This window comes from Lentzea sp. CC55, assembly GCF_021056325.1.
Classification (GTDB): Bacteria; Actinomycetota; Actinomycetes; order Mycobacteriales; family Pseudonocardiaceae; genus Lentzea; species Lentzea jiangxiensis.
The window spans coordinates 43615-62277 of the sequence record NZ_JAJCXE010000028.1; the positions used below are offsets into that span (position 1 = coordinate 43615).

Genomic DNA, 18663 nt, shown 5'->3' on the forward strand with positions numbered 1-18663 from the left:
TTGCAAGGCGTCGGCAGCGCAATCTGCGAGAAGGAAGTGCCGCTGTCCAAAGCTACGGTCAGCGGGCGCGCGCATCGGGTGGAATTCGCAGGCTGAGGAGGAAGTTCAGTGACGGATCAGCTCGCTCCGATCTCCGATCGCGCGCCCGCGGCGACGCCCAGGCCGGCGTCCAGACCCGTGTGGCGAAACCCTTGGTGGATAGCGTTAGTGGCGCTCGTGGTGGCATTCTTGGTCTACGCCCTACCGCCCTACCTCGACCTCGACCCGGCGAAGTCCCTGTCGCCGATCGTCGAGGGCTCCTCGATCCACTACCCGTTGCTGGTCCTGCACATCGTCGCGGGCACGCTGGGACTGCTCACCGCCTGCCTGCAGATGTCGACGTGGGTGCGCGGCAGGTATCCGAGACTGCACCGCACGAGCGGGATCGTCTACATCTTCGGTGGCGCGCTGCCGGTCGCGGTGACCACGCCCGTCCTGCTGCTGTTCTCCGGCGAGATCGCCGCGGGACCGGGCAGGGTCGGCAGGTTCGTGCTCGGCCTGCTGTTGCTGCTGAGCACGGTCGTGGCGTACCGCATGGCGAGAAGGCACCGGTACGCCGACCACCGCCGGTACATGATCTACAGCTTCGCGCTGATCATGGACGGTGTCGGCACGCGGCTCGCGCTGTTCCTGCTCGGGGTCGTGCCGGTGTTCGGCGTGCAGCTGCCGTGGACCGCGCGGATCGACCAGGCGCTGCTGTTCGAGATGGTCGGGTGGTGCGTGTGGGTGTTCAACCTGCTCGTGGCCCAGTGGTGGATCGAGCGGACCAAGCACCGGAAAGTACTGTCCGCCAACGTGAAAGGCTGACCATGCGTCCCTTCCGGATCGACGTGCCCGACAGCCGGCTCGACGACCTCCGCACCCGGATCGCCGCGACCCGCTGGCCCGCCGCCATCCCCGGCACGGGCTGGGAGCGCGGAGTGCCACCGGAGTACCTGCGGGAGCTCGCCAAGCACTGGTCCACCGACTTCGACTGGCGGGCGGTGGAGCGGCGGCTGAACTCCTACGACCAGTTCGTCACCGAGATCGACGGCGCGACCGTGCACTTCCTGCACGTCCGATCGCCGGAACCGGACGCGCGGCCCCTGCTGCTCACGCACGGCTGGCCAGGCTCGGTGATCGAGTTCCTGGACGTGATCGGCCCGCTCACGGACCCGCGGGCGCACGGCGGCGACCCCGCCCAGGCGTTCCACCTCGTCGTGCCCTCGTTGCCGGGCCACGGCTTCTCCGGTCCGGTGGAACAGCCTGGCTGGGACCTTCCGAGGATCGCCGGGGCGTGGGCGGAGCTGATGGCCCGGCTGGGCTACGACGCGTACTTCGCGCAGGGCGGCGACTGGGGTTCGTTCATCTCGCTGGAACTGGCCAGGCGCGATCCGGAGCACGTCCGGGCGGTGCACGTGAACATGCTCGTCACGGTGCCGTCCGGTGATCCGGCCGAACTGGCCGGACTGTCCGAAGAGGACTTCGGGCGGCTCGGCGGGCTGCAGCGGTTCGACCGGGAGCTGTCGGGTTACCTGAAGCTGATGTCCACCCGGCCGCTGACCGTCTCCTTCGGGCTGAACGACTCCCCGGCCGGCCTGCTCGCGTGGATCGTGGAGAAGTTCAAGGACTGGACGGATCCGGCGGCCGAGCTGCCGGAGGACGCGGTGAACCGCGACATGCTGCTCGCGAACGTGACGCTGTACTGGCTGACCGGGACCGCCGCGTCGTCCGCGCAGCTGTACTTCGAGGCGGGTCCCCAGCTCGGTGCGATCTTCACGCCGGGGGTGCGGCCGGAGCCCGTGCCGGTCCCGCTGGGGGTGAGCGTGTTCGGCGGGGACGTCGTCGCGCCGGTCCGTGCGCTGGCCGAGGCCGACTACCCCGCGATCGTCTCCTGGTCGGAGGTGCCGCGGGGCGGGCACTTCGCCGCGATGGAGCAGCCGGAGGCGTTCGTCCGCGAGGTGAGGAAGTTCTTCGGTGCGGTCGGAGGCTGACATGCGGGGCCGCACCGCCCTGGTCACCGGGGCGACGGGTTTCCTCGGCGCGCACCTCGCCGAGGAGCTCGTCGCCCGCGGTGCGACCGTGCTGTGCCCGTGCCGGTCGGGGGTGCTCCGCCTGCCGCCGCACGACCGCCTGCGGCCGGTCCGGCTCGACCTGCTGGACAGGACCGGTCTCGCCCGGCTCGTGGCGGCCGGGGACGTCGACCTGGTCGTGCACAGCGCGGCCGTGGACGGGACACCCGAGGACAAGCGGCTGCGCGCGGGCACGATGATCGACGAGAACATGCGGATGGTGTCGAACGTCCTCGACAGCGCGCGGCGGGGTGGGGTCGCGGACACCGTGCTGCTGAGCTCCAGCGACGTCTACGCGGGCTCCGTGCCGTGGCCGACGAGGGAGACCGAGGACCACCACACGGACATGAGGTTCGCGCAGGACGGCTTCTACCTGTCCAAGGTGTACGCCGAGGTGCTCGCCGAGCAGTACGCGGCCGAGCACGGGATGCGCGTGCACATGCCCAGGCCCACCAGCATCTACGGCCCCGGCGACGACTTCGGTCCCCGGTCGCTGCGGCTGATCCCGAGGCTGATCTCCCGCGTGCACGCGGGAGAGGAGGTGGAGATCTGGGGGAGCGGTGAGCAGACCCGCACGTTCATCTACGTGACCGACGTCGTGCGGGCGGTGCTGGCGATGGTCGGACACCCGGTGCACCGCGTGGCCAACATCGGAACAGGCGAACAGGTCTCGGTGCTGGCACTGGCGCGGCTCGTGGGAGAGGCACTGGGCAGGCCGGTGCGCCTCAGGACCGATCCGGGCAAGCCCGAGGGCCGGTCGAGCCGGAACCTGGACCTGACCCGGATGCGGGAGATCGACGGCACGGCGCCCGTGCCGCTGCGGGAGGGACTGCGCCGCACCGTGGCGTGGTACCGGCGGTCAGCCGCCGAACTCGCGGACGATCTCCGTGATGTACCGGCCGTATCGTGAGTTGCCGTACCTGCGAGCAGCGGCGAGGCAGGCGTCGGTGTCGATGAAACCCATGCGCAGAGCCACTTCCTCCAGGCATGCGATGCCGACGTCCTGGCGCTGCTCGAGGGTGCGGACGTACTGGCTCGCTTCCAGCAGCGCCTCCGGCGTTCCGGTGTCGAGCCAGGCGAAGCCGCGGCCGAGGTCGACCATCTTCGCGAGGCCGCGGTCGAGGTAGACGCGGTTCACGTCGGTGATCTCCAGCTCGCCGCGCGCCGACGGCCTCACCTGCCGCGCGATGTCGACCACGTCGTTGTCGTAGAAGTAGAGGCCGGTGACGGCGAGGTCCGACCTCGGCCGCGCCGGCTTCTCCTCCAGCGACACCAGCCGCCCGGTGTCGTCCAGCTCGCCGACGCCGTACCGGTGCGGATCGCTCACCCGGTAACCGAACAGCACGCACCCCTTGACCGCGGTGCTGTGCTTCTCGAGCACGCGCTGGAATCCGGGACCGTGGAAGACGTTGTCGCCCAGCACGAGCGCGACGGAATCGCCACCGATGTGCTCCTCTCCGATGAGAAAAGCCTCGGCCAGCCCGTTCGGCCGCGGTTGTTCGGCGTAGTCGAGGTGGATGCCGAACTGGCTGCCGTCGCCCAGCAGCTGCCGGAACAGGGGCACGTCGCGGGGCAGCGAGATGATCAGCACCTCGCGGATCCCGCTCAGCATGAGCACCGACAACGGGTAGAAGATCATCGGCTTGTCGCCGACCGGGAGCAGTTGCTTCGAGATCGCGGCGGTCATCGGGCCCAGCCGGGAACCGGTGCCGCCGGCGAGAATGATTCCCTTCACGAATCCAGTTAACGGCAGCGGCGGAGGGAACCCGCGGTATTTGTTCGATAATGCGCTCCGCAGGGCGGTAGGGGGCATTAGGGGTTGGGTGCCGGGGCGCTCGTGAATCTAATTGTGGTGATTCGCCGGAAACACACTCGGAGGTAGCGCCGTGGGAACGTCGGTGTGGGATTACCTGGCTGAGTACGAAGCCGAGCGCGACGACATCCTCGACGCGGTGGACAGCGTGTTCCGGTCCGGCCGGCTGGTCCTCGGCGACAGCGTCGCCGGGTTCGAGTCCGACTTCGCCGCCTACCACGGCGTGCGGCACTGCGTCGGCGTCGACAACGGGACGAACGCGCTCGTGCTCGCGCTCAGGGCGTTGCAGGTCGGGCCGGGCGACGAGGTCATCACCGTGTCGAACACGGCGGCACCGACCGTGGTCGCCATCGACTCGGTGGGCGCCACACCGGTGTTCGTCGACGTGCGCCCGTCGGACTACCTGATGGACGTGAGCCAGGTGGCCGCCGCCATCACCCCGCGGACGAAGTGCCTGCTGCCCGTGCACCTCTACGGCCAGTGCGTGGACATGGCGCCGCTGCAGGCGCTGGCGGAGGCGCACGGCATCCCGGTCCTGGAGGACGTCGCCCAGGCCCACGGCGCCACCCACCACGGGCGGATCGCCGGCGGCATGGGCGAGGCGGCGGCGTTCTCCTTCTACCCCACCAAGGTCCTCGGCGCGTACGGCGACGGCGGCGCGGTGATCACCTCGGACGACAAGGTCGAGGAACGGCTGCGGCGGCTGCGCTACTACGGCATGGCCGAGCGGTACTACGTCGTGGAGACCCCGGGCCACAACAGCAGGCTCGACGAGGTGCACGCCGAGATCCTGCGGCGCAAGCTCCGCCGCCTCGGCACCTACCTCGCGGGCCGCCGGGCCGTCGCCCGGCGGTACGCCGAAGGCCTGGCGGACACCGAGCTCGTGCTGCCGCACGTCGCCGACGGCAACGAGCACGTCTACTACGTCTACGTGGTCCGCCACCCGGACCGGGACCGGATCATCGAGGAGCTCCGGTCCCGCGACATCTTCCTCAACATCAGCTACCCGTGGCCCGTCCACACGATGACCGGCTTCGACCACCTCGGCTACGCGACGGGCTCGTTGCCGGTGACCGAGGCACTGGCCAAGCAGATCTTCTCGCTGCCCATGTACCCCTCGCTCGACCCGTCCGTGCAGGACAAGGTGATCGACGCGCTGCACGAGGTGCTCCGATGACGAGCATCTCCACGCAGATCGCGTTGTCCGCGCACGACGTCGAGGGCGCGCACCTCGACCTGCCGGACTTCCACCGCTGGTTCGCCGGGCTCGCGGAGCAGTGCTACACGCACACCCGCCGGATCCCGCTGGACGCCCTCGACGGCTGGTACACCCTGCCGGGCAGCGGCGACATCGTGCACGCCAGCGGCAAGTTCTTCACCGTCAACGGCCTCGACGTCGACATGCCGGGCAACGCCGTCCCGCACTGGACCCAGCCGATCATCAACCAGCCCGAGGTCGGCATCCTCGGGATCCTGGTCAAGGAGTTCGGCGGCCGCCTGCACCTGCTGATGCAGGCGAAGCCGGAACCGGGCAACCCCAACGGCCTGCAGCTCTCGCCCACCGTGCAGGCCACCCGCAGCAACTACACGAGGGTGCACGGCGGCCAGGACGTGCCCTACCTCGACTACTTCCGCGACACCTCCGGGCACACCGTCGTCGCCGACGTGCGGCAGTCGGAGCAGGGCGCGTGGTTCTACCGCAAGCGCAACCGGAACATGATCGTGTCGGTGAGCGAGGACGTCGAGCTGCTGGACGGTTTCTGCTGGCTCACGCTCGGCCAGGTCCACCGGTTGCTGCTCGTCGACGACCTGGTCAACATGGACGCGCGGACCGTGCTGTCGTGCCTGCCGTTCACCGGCGCAGGCGAGCTCTCCGGCACGGGCGACGGGTTCCGCGACGTGGTCGCGCGGTCGTGCGGGCCCGCGGTGCGCGGCGTGCACAGCGAGGACGAGATCCTGCGGTGGATCACGGACGTGCGGGTGCGCACCGAGTTGCGCACCAAGTTGATCCCGCTGCACGAAGTGCGCGACTGGCACCGCACCGAGTACGCGATCACCCACGAGACCGGCAGGTTCTTCGACGTGATGGCGGTCGAGGTGCGGGCGAGCGGACGTGAGGTGCGCACGTGGACCCAGCCGATGATCGAACCGCACGGCACGGGCCTGGCCGCGTTGGTGGTGCGCAGGATCGGCGGCGTGCTCCACGCGTTCGTGCGCGCGAGCGCCGAACCGGGCTTCCTGGACGTGGCCGAGCTTTCGCCGACCGTGCAGTGCACGCCGGCGAACTTCGACGTCCTGCCCGCGGCCGCCCGTCCGCCGTTCCTGGACCTCGCGCTGAACGCCCCGGCGTCGTCGATCCGCTTCGACGCGGTGCTCTCGGAGGAGGGCGGCCGGTTCTTCCACCCGCGCACGCGGTACGTGATCATCGAGGTGGACGAGGACCTGGAGCACCCCGACTTCCGCTGGGTGGTGCCGCACCAGCTCGTGGGACTGCTCCGGCACAGCCACTACGTCAACGTCCAGGCCCGGACTCTGGTGGCGTGCCTGCACAGCCTCACGTCGTGAGCAGCTCGCGCGGGAGGTCTTCCCGTCCCGCGATCCCGAGCTTGCGGTAGACGCGGGTGAGGTGCTGCTCGACGGTGCTGACGGTCACGTACAACCTGCGGGCGATCTCGCGGTTGCTGTGCCCCGCGGACGCCAGTGCGGCGACCTTGCGCTCCGCGGCGCTGAGGACCGCCGGCGCCGCGACGGGCTCGCAGGGCAGCCCCGACTCCCGGCGGGCCCTCCTGCCGAGCAGGCGGGCTTCGCGCAGCGCACCCCGCTGGTGCCGGTCGTGGCCGAGGTCGGCGAGCGCGCGGGACAGCTCCAGGTGATCACCGGCGTGCTCCAGCCTGCGCACCGCGTCGCGCAGCAGCCTCGTCCGGTCCGCGCCGGCCGAGACCCCGGCGAGCAGCCGCAGCGCGATCCCGGTCGTGCGGGGGTCCGTCGCGGCCGTGATCTCCTCCTCCAGGAGCGCTGTCGCCTTCCCGGGCTGCCCGAGCGCGATCCTCGCCTCGGCCGCACCCAGCCGGTCCGCGCACGCCGTGAAGTCGTCGAGCGCCGCGTGCGGCCGGCCCAGCGCGAGGTGGTGGCGGCCTCGAGCCCGCAGGTACGGCAGCCAGAAGACGCTGCGGGACACGGCGTCCGGCACGGGGCGCGGGCCGGACTCCCTGCCGAGCGCGGCGTCGGCGAGCAGCGCGAACCGCAGCGGTAACCCGAGGGCGGCGCCCCAGCCGTCCGGACCCAGGCGGCTCAGCGCGGACTCGGCGGCTTCGGCCGCGGCCACGACGTCACCCCGGTGCCAGCGGTCCTCCGCCCGGACGGCGTCGAGCAACGCGAGCAGGGTGGCGGAGGTTTCGTCCGCGGGAGCCGTCCGCCAGTGGCGGGGCCCGGCCAGGCGCAGCGCCTGGGCGACGGCTTCCGGCGCGGTGTCCGGTCCACGTCGTCGCAGCACGGCCTCGGGGTCGACCGGCAGCAACGGCCGTCCGGTCAGGAACTCGTGGCACAACGACAGCTCCGGGGTCGGGCGCGTGGGCGGCGCGGGGGAGAAGTCGCCCTGCCACCACCGCGCCCGCAGCACCACGGGATCGTCGGCGGTGCAGGGGAGCAGGGTGCGCACCGCTGCCGCCGGATCGGTGTGCCACTGAGCCCGGCCGAGCTCGACGCGCAAGGCTTCGTCGTCGCGGTTCCTCAGCGCGAGCCGCAGGCACTCGGCGGCGAACGCGGGTGTGGCGGTCCGTGCCGCCCGCCGCAGCAGCGAGATCCCGCCCGTGGAGGCGTCAACCGAGTGGGCGGCAACGCAGTGCTCGGCGACTTCGGCGTCCGGCGCGCCCAGGTCGTGCAGCAGTTCCGCGGCACGGCGGTGCAGCGCGACGGCCTCCGCGGGGGCGAGCGCGCCGAGCAGGACCTCCTCCGCCCCGGGGAGGCGGAACCGGGTGCCGTCGTGCAGCCCGCTGTCGGTGAGCACCGCGGTGAGCGCGGTGGCGGCCTGCGGATGCCGATCGGTCAACCTGCCTAGGAGAGCGCTGCGAGGACCGAGCACCGCGAGTCCGCACGCGACCTCGAACAGCGCGGGACCGTTGCCGCGCACCAGGTCCAGGAACGTCCTGCGGGTCACGGGACCGACCTGGCCGCCGTCCTCGCGCAACGCTGCCAGCAGCGCCGGGTTGCCGCCACTGGGCCCGTGCGACTCCGCGGCGAGCGGACGCAGCCAGACCTGGGCCCACGTCGACAGCTCGGCGCGATGAGGCGAGTCCGTCGCCGCGTGCGTCACGACTACGCGCATGTTCGGAAAACGGCGCAGCCACACCAGGAAGCCGACGGACTCGGGGTCCGCGTGCTGCACGTCGTCGACCACGACCAGCGTGGGCCGCGACCGTGAGAGGTGCGGTGCCAGCTGGTGCGCGACGCCGTGCGCGACAGTGCGCTCGGACCTGACGGCGGTGGCGGCCACCACCTGTGCCGTCGTCCGTTCGAGCGCCGCACGCAGCAGGGCGGTGCGTCCGCACCCGAGGCCGCCGCTGACGACGACCTGGGGTGGACCGGACAGCACCGCCCGCAGCGCCGAGTCGCGTTCGAGCAGGGGGTGGGAATCCGTGCCCCACCGGGAACCACCGTTCGACCGGCGGGGCACGGATCTGGTCAGGCGTTGATCGGGGTGTTCTGGTACGCGGCGATCAGCCATCGGCCGTCCTGCCTGGCCAGCACCCAGGTCGCCCTGATCGCGCGTTCCGGCGCGACCGCCGTGTCGCCGGGCGCGAGCACGCCGCCCTGGGTGACGATCACGCCGGCGTCCTCGCCGAGGTAGCGCGCGTCGAGCGGCTCGCCGAACACGCGGGTGCCCTGGTAAGGACCACCGAACGCCTGCGTCATGAACCCGCGGATGCCGTCACGGCCGCGCAGGAAGATGTCGTTCGGCAGGATCAGGGTGGCGTCCTCGGTGAACAGTTCGCTGAACGCCGCGCCGTCGTTGGTGGCCCAGGTCTCGATCATCTTGGCGGGCAGCTCGTGCATCTGCTCCGCACCGAGTTCGGTGACCGACATGGTGTGTCCTTTCCGGCTGGGTCAGAGGTAGTCCGTGTTCGGTTCGAGGCCGCAGAGCACTCGCCCGTACAGCTCGTAGTTGGTGTTGGGGTGCATGAGCGCGTGCATGTTGAGGGCCTGGACGTCGCGGAGGATCCGCTGGATGGGCACGGTGTTGTAGAGCGATGAGCCGCCGCTCGCGGTGGCCAGCACCTCCACCGCTTGCTTCGACAGGTCGAAGACGCGGCCGAGAGCGACCCGTGCGCGTGCGCGCTCGTGCACGGACCACGGCTCGTCTGCCTGTCGTGCATCGATGTGCTCGGCGAGGCGGGTGGCCTGGAACGTCGCCTCGTCGATCTTCATGGCGGCCTCGGCGACCTGCAGGTGGGTGATGGGAGCCTCGCGCTGGCTCTCGTACTTCGTGTAGGTGATCTTGCGGTTGGGCAGGCGGTCGAAGAAGTTCTCCCTGGCAGCGTTCGCGAGGCCGATCGCGGTGCCGGTGAACGTCGCCGAGCCCGTGACCATCAGAGGCGCGCGGAACATCGGCGCCCCCGCGTTGGCCTGCGAGGCGTACTGGCCCTGCAGCACCAGGATCAGCGGCAGCACGCGTTCCGCGGGAACGAACACGTCCTCCGCGACGGTGGTGACGCTGCCGGTGCCACGCAGCCCGTAGGGGTGCCAGTCGTCCACGATCTTGAGGTCGGACATGGGCACGACGGCCATCAACGGCCAGAGGCTGCTGCCGTCGGGGGTCGGCCCCATGGCGAGGACGACCTGCCACTTGCTGTGCAGCGCGTTGCTGACGAACTGCCAGCCGCCCTTGATCACCACGCCGCCGTCGTGAGGGGTCGCCATCGCCGTCGGGCTCAGCACCGAGCACACCCGCGAGTCGGGGTCGGCGAACACCTCGTCCTGCACGGAGTCCGGGAAGAGGCCGGCGAGCCAGCAGCTGACCGCGTTCACCGCGACGTTCCAGGCCGCCGACCCGTCGCCGAGCGCGAGCTGGCTGATCGTCTCGAACGTCGTGCCGGCGTCGGTCTCGAGGCCGCCGTACCGCGTGGGCACGCGCATCCGGTAGAGACCGGCCTCGGTCATGGCGTCGACGACGTCGTCGTGGAGGCGGCGGTTCTCCTCGTGCCACAACGCGTGCGACTGCAGCAGCGGAACGAGTTTCGAGGCGTTCTGCACGAATTCCGTGCGCGACTGGGAGTTCAACCTGTCCTCCGGAAAGTGTGTGTGGATGTCCCGCTCGCCGATCCTGGCAGCGCGCGGTGCCCGAGCGCTTCTCTCGAATTGCAGAATCGCCACCGCGATCTGCGCAATCTGGAAGAAGGAACCTCGCGGACCGCCCAGTAACGTCCGGCTCGCTCGGCGACTTCGGAGATGGAGCTGACCCATGACGACTCACGCCGGGGCGCGGTCCGCGCCCGGCTCACTCAACGACCGCTGGCACCGTCTCGCGCTCAACCTCTTCGCGTTCGTGGTGATCGCGCACTGGGCCGAGCACATCGTGCAGGCGATCCAGGTGTTCGTGTTGGGCTGGCCGCGTCCGCAGGCGGGCGGTGTGCTCGGCCTGTGGATTCCGTGGCTGGTGACGTCCGAATGGATGCACTACGGCTACGCGGTCATCATGCTGATCGGCTTCTTCGTGCTGGCTCCGGGATTCACCGGCCGTGCGAAGAAATGGTGGAAGACCGCTCTGTGGATCCAGTTCTGGCACCACTTCGAGCATTTGCTGCTGCTGGTGCAGGCGCTGACGGGACGGAACCTGCTCGGCGGCCCGGTACCGGTCAGCATTCTGCAGCTGGTGCTGCCGCGGGTGGAGCTGCACCTCTTCTACAACCTGATCGTGTTCGTGCCGATGGTGGTCGCCCTGTACTTCCACATGAGGCCCTCCCCGCAGGACAGGGCGGAGATGCGCTGCACCTGTGCGGTCGGCGCGGCGGCCTGACGTGCACGACCACGGCTCGACGGTGCCGGTGCTGTTCGGGCCCGTGCTGCTCTACCTGATCGGCTACCTCTCGGTTCCGGCGGTGGCGGGGTTCGCGCTCATGCGGATCGTGACGCCACCTCCGCGCCGGATCGACGCGCTGCTGGTGACGGGCGCGTCGACGACGACGTTCCTGGTGGCGATGCTGCTCTTCCCCTCGTTCGCGCTGCCACCGCAGGCGATCGTGGTCCTGCTCGCCGCGGGCATCGTCCCGTTCGTCCTCTGGTGGCGCGGCCCGCACCTGATCGCACGGGTCGTGGTCGTGGCACCGTGGCTGGTGGCCGCCGCGTTCGTGACGGCGGTGCTCCGTGCTCCGGCCGACCAGGCCGGCGCCTTCCTGGCGGCGCTGACCGCGGTGTCGTGGATGACGTTCTGCGTGCCGAGATCACGCGCCGGCCGTGTCGTTCTGCGAGTGGTCGCGGGGGCCCTCGCACTGTCGGTGGTGGCGTTCACGGGATCGGTGGCGGCAGGTGGCTCGTTGTAGCGGACAACCGGCAGTTTGATCCACCACACGGGTGGCGAACATTGTGCACCGATGTTCTTCCGTGATCGCACTGCTAGTTTTCGGGCGAAATTCCCGGTCTGTCCCACACCTCGCGCCAAGGGGGAGCCTTGCCCATTCCAACCGAGCCGATCGGCAGCATTCCTCGTTCCCCCGAACTCGTCGAGGGACTGTCCGCGTTCGCTTCCGGCAGGCTGGGGCAGGCCGAACTCGACGCTGTGACGCAGCGGGCGGTCGCCGACACCGTCCGCCGTTTCGAGGCGACCGGTTCGCCCGTGGTCACCGACGGCGAACAGGCGAAGTCGAGCTTCGCGACCTACCCGCTCGACGGCGCCACGTCCTTGGCCGGTGACGGGGCGGTCATCCCGTTCGCGGACGGGCACACCCGCCGGCTTCCGCGCCTGACCGGAGGTCCTTTCCGCTACGCGTCATTCGCGGAGAAGTACCTTCGCGCGGTTTCGCACCACACCGACCTGCCGGTCAAACAAGCGGTGATCGCGCCTTCCGCGCTGAGCCTGCTCTACCCCTCCGACGGGCTCGCCGACTATCCGCGCGAGGAATTCCTCGCCGACCTCGTCGACCAGAGCGAGGCCGACATCCGCCGCTGCCTCGACGCCGGCGCCGCCTCGGTCCAGATGGACTTCACCGAGGGCAGGTTGTCGCTCAAACTCGACCCGAGCCGCGGCCTGCTGCGCAGCTTCGTGGAGCTGAACAACCAGGTGCTCGACCGCTTCTCCGACGAGGAACGCGCACGCATCGGCGTCCACACCTGCCCCGGTGGCGACCAGGACTCGACCCACAGCCTCGACGTCGACTACGCGGAACTCCTGCCCGACCTCTTCGCGCTGAACGCGGGCCGGTTCTACCTCCAGCTGGCCAGTGAGCCCGACCGCGAACGGGTCCTGCGGATCATCGGCGACCACGCCCCGGCCGGCGCTGTCGTGTTCCTCGGCGTGATCGACCCCATCGACCCGCGCGTCGAGACGCCGGAGGTCGTGCGCGACCGCGTTCTCCAGGCGGCCCGCTTCCTTCCCGCAGACCGCATGGGGACCTGCGACGACTGCGGCTTCTCGCCGTTCGCCGACGACACCTCGACCTCCCGCGACACCGCTTTCGCCAAGATCGCCGCTCGCGTGGAGGGCACCGCCCTGGCGGCGGAAGCACTCGGCGTCTGACGCGACGCCCGCCGGGCACGCGGTGATCGTGCAAGACGTCCAGAACCGGTGAGCTCTCCGCCCACCGCGAGCCGAAGCCGTGGCCGGGAGCCGGCCGAGTCGTGCGAACAGGAGTGACGACCAGGGTGCGATTCTCCGACAGATCCCGGCGGGTGGTGATCGTCGGAGCGGGACTCGGTGGCACCGCCACCGCGGTCCGGCTCCTGCGTTTCGCCAGAGAACCACTGCAGGTCGTGCTGGTCGAGCGCACCCCGGAGCACCGCAACGCCGGCGTGGCCTACCACCCGGCGGGCAACCCCTGGCACCACGTCTTCAACATCCAGGCCGGGCGCATGTCGATGTTCCGCGAGGACGTCGACGACTTCGTGACGTGGGCCAACACCAGCGCGGACCGGACCGGCTGGGCGCCGGAGTGGCGTGACGTCACGTTCACCGAGTCCGGGCCCGCGCCGCGCCGCATCTACGCCGACTACCTCGCCGACCGCCTCGCCGAAGCCGCGCGCGAGGCGTCGGCGGGCGTGACGCTGACCGAGGCCGACGGCGAGGTGGTCGACGTGACGGTCGACGCCGGTGACGTGCACGTCACCGTCGAGAACTTCGCCCTGCCACGCGAACCCGCGCCGCTCGGCGGTACCGGGTCGTCGCGGGTGCGCCTGCGCGCCGACCACCTCGTCATCGCGACAGGACTGGAGCAGCGGGCGCACCCGTTCGCGGCCGAGGTGCTCGACCACCCGTCGTTCGTCCGGCACCCCTACTCCGCCGCGGGGGTCGAGCGCGTGCAGGCCGTGCGGCCGGACGCCGTCGTCGCGATCATCGGCACCCTGCTCACCGGCTACGACTCCGCGGCGCTGCTCCTGCGCCGCGGGCACACCGGGAAGATCCACATGATCTCGCGGTCCGGTCTGACGATCCGCACCTACCCGGCGGACCACCGCCACCAGGTGCTCGACCTGCCTCCGCCGCGGTTGCGCGGCGACTACGAAGGCCCCGGTGACCTGGTCCGGCGCGTGAAGGACGAATGGGACCGGGCCTGCGCCGTCGTGGCCGAGAAGCACCCCGACGTGGCACCGGCGGTGGTCACCGAACGGGTGGCCAAGTCCTGGGAGCCCCACCTGCCCGAACTCCTGCGCTGCGTGCCGACACCCGATCTGCGCGCGCTCCTCGACGGCTACGGCAGTGTGCTCGCCACCCTCCGGGTGAGCGCCGTCGCGTACACGACCGAGGTCGTCGACACGGCGATGACCGGTGACGGGCAGATCACCGTCACGACCGGGAAGGTGACCCGGATCGCCGACACCGGCAACGGCACGCTGGCGCTGACGGTGTCCACAGAGGACTCGGATCGGACGGTCGAGGCGGACCTCGTCATCTCGAACTTCGGCCGGGAGCCGGACTACGGGCGAGTCGGCTCTCCTCTGTGGACGAACCTGCTCGCGCGCGGTCTGGCCGTGCGGCACGGGCGCACCGGCCGCGGGGTGGAGGTGGACGAGACCGGTGTCCTGCTCGGCCCGGCCGGTGTTCCGTCCGGCCCGATCTCGGTGGTCGGCGGTCCCCGCGAGGGCGACGAAATCGTGCGGTACGGCCGCATGGGCGCGTTCGCGTTCAACCTCGCCGCGATCAAGAACCACTCCGTCGGTGTCGCCGCGGACGTGCTGCGCCGGCTCGAGTCCTGCTACGACGACCGGACCGGCGACGGGGCGGCGGACCCGAGCGCACCGGCGTTCGCACGCGCGGTCTCGCTCGAAGCGCGCAGGATGGCCGCTCGACGGCGGCGTGACCGCGAGGAACTGGCGCTGCGCCTCGACGAGAGCCTGACGGCCGCGCGAGAGGCGCTGGCCGGTGACGGCGGGCTCACGACGACCACGCTCCGGTTCGCGGTGAACGCGGTGGCCGCGACGAAGCTCAACGACCTGTCGGTGACACCGAGGGACCTCCGCTCCCTGCTGGGACTCGACGAGCCGGCCACGCCCACCGGCTGACGCGCGGGCACCGGGCATTCCGGAAGATGCGCGGCCGGTTCGGCGGCTGCGATCCTCGAAACGATCCGGAGTGCGCCGCCCACGCCCTGCCGACCGCGGCGCTCCGGCCAGGGAATGGTGGAAGGACGCCTGTGAACCTTCGCGAGACACGTGCGGACGTACTGGTCGGCGGACCCCTCAAGACCGTCCGCGGCACCTGCAACCGAACGGGGAAACCCGTCGCCGGTGCTGTCCTGCTGACCGGTGAGCTCGGCCCGCACCTCTACGACGCCATCCTGTCGTCCGCTGCCGTGATCTGCGCACGAGGCGGCCGGACCGGCCACATGCAGTCGCTGTGCCGCTCCCGCGGCATCCCCGTCCTGCGCGTCGACCCGCACGACCTGGACGCGCTCGCCGGCGACATCACCATCCGGCTCGACCGCGGCGTGGTCCTCCACGGCAACGCCGAACACGTGCAGCACCAGGTGAGACCCTCCATCTCGGGCCTCGGTGACGTCGAGTCGATCTGCGTGGTCATCGCCGACGCCTCGGACATCCGCTCCACCAACGACCTCACCCCGCACGTGGACAGCTACTTCATCCGCGAGGAGTTCCTGTGCCTCAGCGCGGGCCTGAGCCCGGTCGACGCCCTTCGCGCCGGGCCGCGCGAAGCCGAGCGCTACGGCGTCGCCGTCGCGGCGGAACTGCACTCGATGGTGGAGGAACTCCTCCCGGGGCAACGACTCGTCATGCGGCTGCTCGACCTCCGCTCCGACGACGCCGCACGGATGACCGCCGGGGCCGAGGTGGACGCCGAGCCCAACCCCGAGATGGGCCTGCACGGAGCTCGGTGGCTGCTCGCCGAACACCACTACCCGGCCGCGTTCCGCTCGCTGCGCGCCCACGTGGCCGACCACTTCGGCGCGGCCGCGGACCGGCTGAGCTTCGCGGTGCCGTTCATCAACGACAGCACCGAATTCCTGCGCCTGCGCGACCACCTGGCCCTGACCGCCGACACCCCGCTCGGCGTCTTCGTGGAGACACCGGCCGCGGTGCACTCCGCGGCCGAGTTCTGCGCGGCGGGCGCCAGCGAGCTGTTCGTCGGCACCAAGGACCTGATCCAGTTCTACCTCGCGGCCGACCGCGGCAACCACCGGGTCGCCGCCACCTACCAGACCCGGCACCCGGCCGTGCTGGCCGCGCTGCGCGACACCGTCGAGTCGGGCCGCGCCTCGGGCGTACCGGTGCACGTGTTCGCGCTCGGCGCCGACGTGGACCACTACCTGCGGCACCTTCCGGCCAAGCGGCTCATGATGTGCAACGCCGAACTCCGGCACCTGGCCGGACCCGTGGAACTGCTGGCCTGACCGGGAGGCCGGTCGACGTCCGTGCACGTCGACCGGCGGCTCGGGTTTCCCGCATCAGCGCGAGGGCCGTCCGGCCCGGCGCAGCCGGGTGAGCAGGCCGTCGGAGATCCCGCGAAGCCTGCCGATCTGGTGCTGTGGTGGTGTCGCCGGCTGGAAGGTCCGGTAGCGCTGTTTGGTCACGCACACGATGACGGCGTGCATGAACCTCTCGCGGTCAGGCACCCGCACGGCCCAGCGCTCATCGGTGCGCGTGTTCCACAGCACGCCCGTCCGGTGCCCGCTCATGACGAGGTAGAGCGCCAGCTGGAGGAACATGGCGTGATCGAGCTCGGAGACGAACTTGAGCTCGAAGACCCGGCCGTCGTGCACGGCGTCCGCGACACCCGCGAACGTGATCGGCGTCGCCGCGGACGAGGCGACAGCCAGCCCCGACAGGGTCATCGACACCTGCGCCTCGCAGTCGGGGGGAAGCTGTGTCGCCAGCCGCCTCGTCACCGCGTCACGGACCTCATCGCCCACCTTCCGCGTGACCTGTTCCGCGTAGCGCATCTGGTCCGTGTCGACAGCGGTCAGCACCAGCGAGTTGTGCCAGGGGTCCTCGTTCAGGAGGGCGCGCAGTCGCTTCGCGATCGGTTTGGGGTTCAGCAGCACCTCGGCCGCCGGGTTGTACCTGTCGAAGAACACCGCCTCCTGGTAGTGCCCCACCACGGGGGAGAGGTCGATCAGCCCGTCGACGCGGTCGATGTCGATCTCCTCGCCCGTGCCGTCGTCGAGGCGCCGCCGGTCCAGCAGGTCGACACAGGCCTGGAGGTTCTCCGCATAGGTGAAGTCGAAGCAATCCGATGCCAGCAACGGCTTCTCGTACTTCGGCAGTGCGTCGTCCAGCAGCCCGGTGAACCGCTGCACGGGGATGAAGCCGATGCTCCTGGCTTGCCGGTGCGACTGTTCCGATCGCACGAAGACGACCTCGTCCTTCCCCCGGGAGGCCGCGACCAGGAAGACGTTGCGCAGGACCGTCTTGTCGACGCCGGGGAACCCGCAGCGCATGTCCCAGGTGGTCTCGTCGTAGTCGAACACCACGCTCGCCGATCGTTCGAGACCCTTGCTGGAGTCGAACGTCGTGAACACCGCGGTGTCGTCGTTGTAGGTCACCGAGCTGTCGCCGTCCCGGATGGAGGCGTAGACGGTCTTCTTGTTGAAGACGTCACCGTGCTTGCGTTCGAGGTGGTTCAACGCCTCGGCCATCTGCCCGTTGCGCCTGCCCAGGCACAGCAGGTCGCCGGGACTTTTCGCCGCCATGAACTCGAGCGCTTCGTCGTAGGAGACGTACTGGATCGTCTGCGATCGGTTGACGCCGACGACAGGCTTGTTCCACGCCTCGCTGAGCAGTGCCCCGAGTTCCGGACCGACCCGGAAGGACTGCGTGAACGGCATCAGCTCGGCCTGCCGGGTGATCTCCCTGGTGAACCGCTGCACGTCCAGCGTCGTGTTCGACTGCACCTTCTGGGCGAGGTCGCCGACCAGCACGGTCTGCATCGACGGGTTCAGCGACTTGATGTTGCGCAAGAGCTGCGCGTACTCCTCGTTGATGTCCTGGTACTCGTCGACCACGAGCAGGTCGAACCTGGGGAAACCCGCCGAGAGCTCGGTGAACGCCGCGTTGAACCGCCGGATCGACTCGCCGATGCCGCACCTGATGCCCGCCTCGACCAGCGACGGGTACACGATGCCGTGGTAGTTCTGCACTTTCGCGTGCCTCACCCGGCGTTGTGCGTCCGCCTTCAACAGCTTGCTGTAGGTCAGGTACAGGACTTTCCGGCTCCGGCCCACCTCGGTGCACAACGCCTGGATCGCCGTGGTCTTGCCCGATCCCACCGTCGCGTCGACGATGACGTCGCGCCCGGCCCGCACCGCGTCGATCATCCGCCGCTGTTCGGTGCTCAGCCGCACCGGCACCGCCGCGGTCCCGCGGCCGTCCTGCCGCTGCCGGCTCGACGCACGGCTCGGACTTCCCGCTGCCACGTCGAAAGCCGGCTCGGCCGCCAGGTGCTCGCGCAACACCGCTGCGGCATCCGCCCGCGAAGCAGGCCGCAGTCGCGGGGGCAAGAGCACCTGACAGCGCGCCTGCAGGGCGCCGGTCGTGCGCTGCAACGCTCGCGCCAGCTCGTTCAGCGGCGTCCCGCGCCGGATCCCGTCCACCAGAACCGCGGTGTCCCGCGCCGACCAGGCCGCGCCCGCACGGCTGGGTCTGGACACGGCACCGTCGTCATGGCTGTCAGCAGTCACATGGTCACGTTATCGACACCCGGTGGCCACAGCACCGGGTTTCGATCAAGGAACAGGACGCACCGGGACGGTTCAGCACGCCCTGACGACGGCTGTGTGCGCTTTGCCGCCGAGGTCGAGGATCGTCACGGTGCGGTTGCCGGCGGGCACGCGGACCACGTAGGTGCCGGGGTAGACCGGGTAGCCGTAGTAGCTGCCGGCCGGGGCAGCCGAGGTGCCCGCGATCATCTCGCCGCTGGTGCGGTGGATCGTCGTGGAGACCGCTTTGCCGCAGTTGTTGGAGATGTAGATCTTGCCCTTGGTCGCGGCGGCGGCGGATCCCGCGCCGAGGACGGAGACGAACAGACCTGCGGTGGCCAGACCGGTGAGAATCCGCCGGGTGGTCGTCATGGTGCTCCTCCAGCTGCTGCGGACGTCCGTC

At 70.4% G+C, this 18663-nt stretch carries 16 protein-coding genes; 10 read left to right on the plus strand and 6 right to left on the minus strand.

Annotation, left to right across the window (positions count from 1 at the left end; translation table 11 throughout):
• Window positions 1-216: 216 nt before the first annotated feature.
• Genes L6E10_RS23990 through L6E10_RS24000 form a run of 3 tightly spaced genes read left to right on the plus strand, consistent with a single transcriptional unit; the run spans window position 217 to window position 3000 of the window.
• A complete protein-coding gene (locus tag L6E10_RS23990; protein WP_236221780.1) occupies window positions 217-846 on the plus strand; it encodes a DUF2306 domain-containing protein in 630 nt (209 codons plus the stop codon).
• Between the two features lie 2 nt (window positions 847-848).
• Window positions 849-2012 carry an epoxide hydrolase family protein gene (locus tag L6E10_RS23995; protein WP_236221781.1) on the plus strand — a complete coding sequence of 388 codons (1164 nt, stop codon included), beginning with the start codon at window positions 849-851 and terminating at the stop codon, window positions 2010-2012.
• Window position 2013: 1 nt separating this feature from the next.
• Window positions 2014-3000 carry an NAD(P)-dependent oxidoreductase gene (locus L6E10_RS24000; RefSeq protein ID WP_236221782.1) on the plus strand — a complete coding sequence of 329 codons (987 nt, stop codon included), beginning with the start codon at window positions 2014-2016 and terminating at the stop codon, window positions 2998-3000.
• On the opposite strand, the gene rfbA is transcribed toward L6E10_RS24000, so the two are convergent.
• On the minus strand, window positions 2950-3825 hold the full coding sequence (gene rfbA, locus L6E10_RS24005; protein ID WP_090096827.1) for a glucose-1-phosphate thymidylyltransferase RfbA: 876 nt from the start codon (window positions 3823-3825) through the stop codon (window positions 2950-2952). The two genes, L6E10_RS24000 and rfbA, sit on opposite strands and share 51 nt — an antisense overlap.
• A gap of 151 nt (window positions 3826-3976) precedes the next feature.
• Between rfbA and L6E10_RS24010 the strand changes: the two genes are divergently transcribed.
• Window positions 3977-5080 carry a DegT/DnrJ/EryC1/StrS aminotransferase family protein gene (locus L6E10_RS24010; RefSeq protein WP_236221783.1) on the plus strand — a complete coding sequence of 368 codons (1104 nt, stop codon included), beginning with the start codon at window positions 3977-3979 and terminating at the stop codon, window positions 5078-5080.
• Complete coding sequence (locus L6E10_RS24015) at window positions 5077-6468, plus strand: NDP-hexose 2,3-dehydratase family protein (protein WP_236221784.1); 1392 nt, start codon at window positions 5077-5079, stop codon at window positions 6466-6468. Before L6E10_RS24010 ends, L6E10_RS24015 begins: the two co-directional genes overlap by 4 nt.
• On the opposite strand, the gene L6E10_RS24020 is transcribed toward L6E10_RS24015, so the two are convergent.
• From L6E10_RS24020 to L6E10_RS24030, 3 genes are read right to left on the minus strand one after another with little or no spacing between them, the layout of a single operon-like run.
• Window positions 6458-8626, minus strand: coding sequence for a helix-turn-helix transcriptional regulator (locus tag L6E10_RS24020; RefSeq protein ID WP_236221785.1), 2169 nt, complete (start codon window positions 8624-8626; stop codon window positions 6458-6460). The genes L6E10_RS24015 and L6E10_RS24020 overlap by 11 nt on opposite strands.
• Window positions 8584-8985, minus strand: coding sequence for an SgcJ/EcaC family oxidoreductase (locus L6E10_RS24025; RefSeq protein ID WP_236221786.1), 402 nt, complete (start codon window positions 8983-8985; stop codon window positions 8584-8586). Before L6E10_RS24025 ends, L6E10_RS24020 begins: the two co-directional genes overlap by 43 nt.
• 21 nt (window positions 8986-9006) lie before the next feature.
• Entirely contained in the window at window positions 9007-10179 is a 1173-nt protein-coding gene (locus L6E10_RS24030; protein ID WP_236221787.1) for an acyl-CoA dehydrogenase family protein, read from the minus strand.
• Window positions 10180-10360: 181 nt separating this feature from the next.
• Here L6E10_RS24030 and L6E10_RS24035 point away from each other — a divergent pair, with 181 nt between their 5' ends.
• The 5 genes from L6E10_RS24035 (at window position 10361) to L6E10_RS24055 (ending at window position 15956) form a co-directional block, all read left to right on the plus strand.
• The gene (locus L6E10_RS24035) at window positions 10361-10915 is read left to right on the plus strand and encodes a hypothetical protein (protein ID WP_236221788.1); all 555 of its coding nucleotides are present in this window, start codon (window positions 10361-10363) and stop codon (window positions 10913-10915) included.
• Entirely contained in the window at window positions 10893-11438 is a 546-nt protein-coding gene (locus L6E10_RS24040) for a DUF6239 family natural product biosynthesis protein (RefSeq protein ID WP_236221789.1), read from the plus strand. The genes L6E10_RS24035 and L6E10_RS24040 overlap by 23 nt, the downstream gene beginning before the upstream one ends.
• A 128-nt stretch (window positions 11439-11566) precedes the next feature.
• On the plus strand, window positions 11567-12631 hold the full coding sequence (locus L6E10_RS24045) for a cobalamin-independent methionine synthase II family protein (RefSeq protein ID WP_236221790.1): 1065 nt from the start codon (window positions 11567-11569) through the stop codon (window positions 12629-12631).
• Window positions 12632-12756: 125 nt separating this feature from the next.
• Window positions 12757-14610: an FAD/NAD(P)-binding protein gene (locus L6E10_RS24050; RefSeq protein WP_236221791.1), complete on the plus strand. Its 1854-nt coding sequence runs from the start codon at window positions 12757-12759 to the stop codon at window positions 14608-14610.
• A gap of 131 nt (window positions 14611-14741) precedes the next feature.
• Window positions 14742-15956 carry a putative PEP-binding protein gene (locus L6E10_RS24055; protein ID WP_236221792.1) on the plus strand — a complete coding sequence of 405 codons (1215 nt, stop codon included), beginning with the start codon at window positions 14742-14744 and terminating at the stop codon, window positions 15954-15956.
• Window positions 15957-16010: 54 nt separating this feature from the next.
• Here the strand turns inward: L6E10_RS24055 and L6E10_RS24060 are convergent, their stop codons facing one another.
• Window positions 16011-18212 (minus strand): DEAD/DEAH box helicase family protein, encoded by a 2202-nt coding sequence (locus L6E10_RS24060; protein WP_236221793.1) that lies wholly within the window; start codon window positions 18210-18212, stop codon window positions 16011-16013.
• A gap of 102 nt (window positions 18213-18314) precedes the next feature.
• Window positions 18315-18632 carry a hypothetical protein gene (locus L6E10_RS24065; RefSeq protein ID WP_236221794.1) on the minus strand — a complete coding sequence of 106 codons (318 nt, stop codon included), beginning with the start codon at window positions 18630-18632 and terminating at the stop codon, window positions 18315-18317.
• Between the last annotated feature and the right edge of the window lie 31 nt (window positions 18633-18663).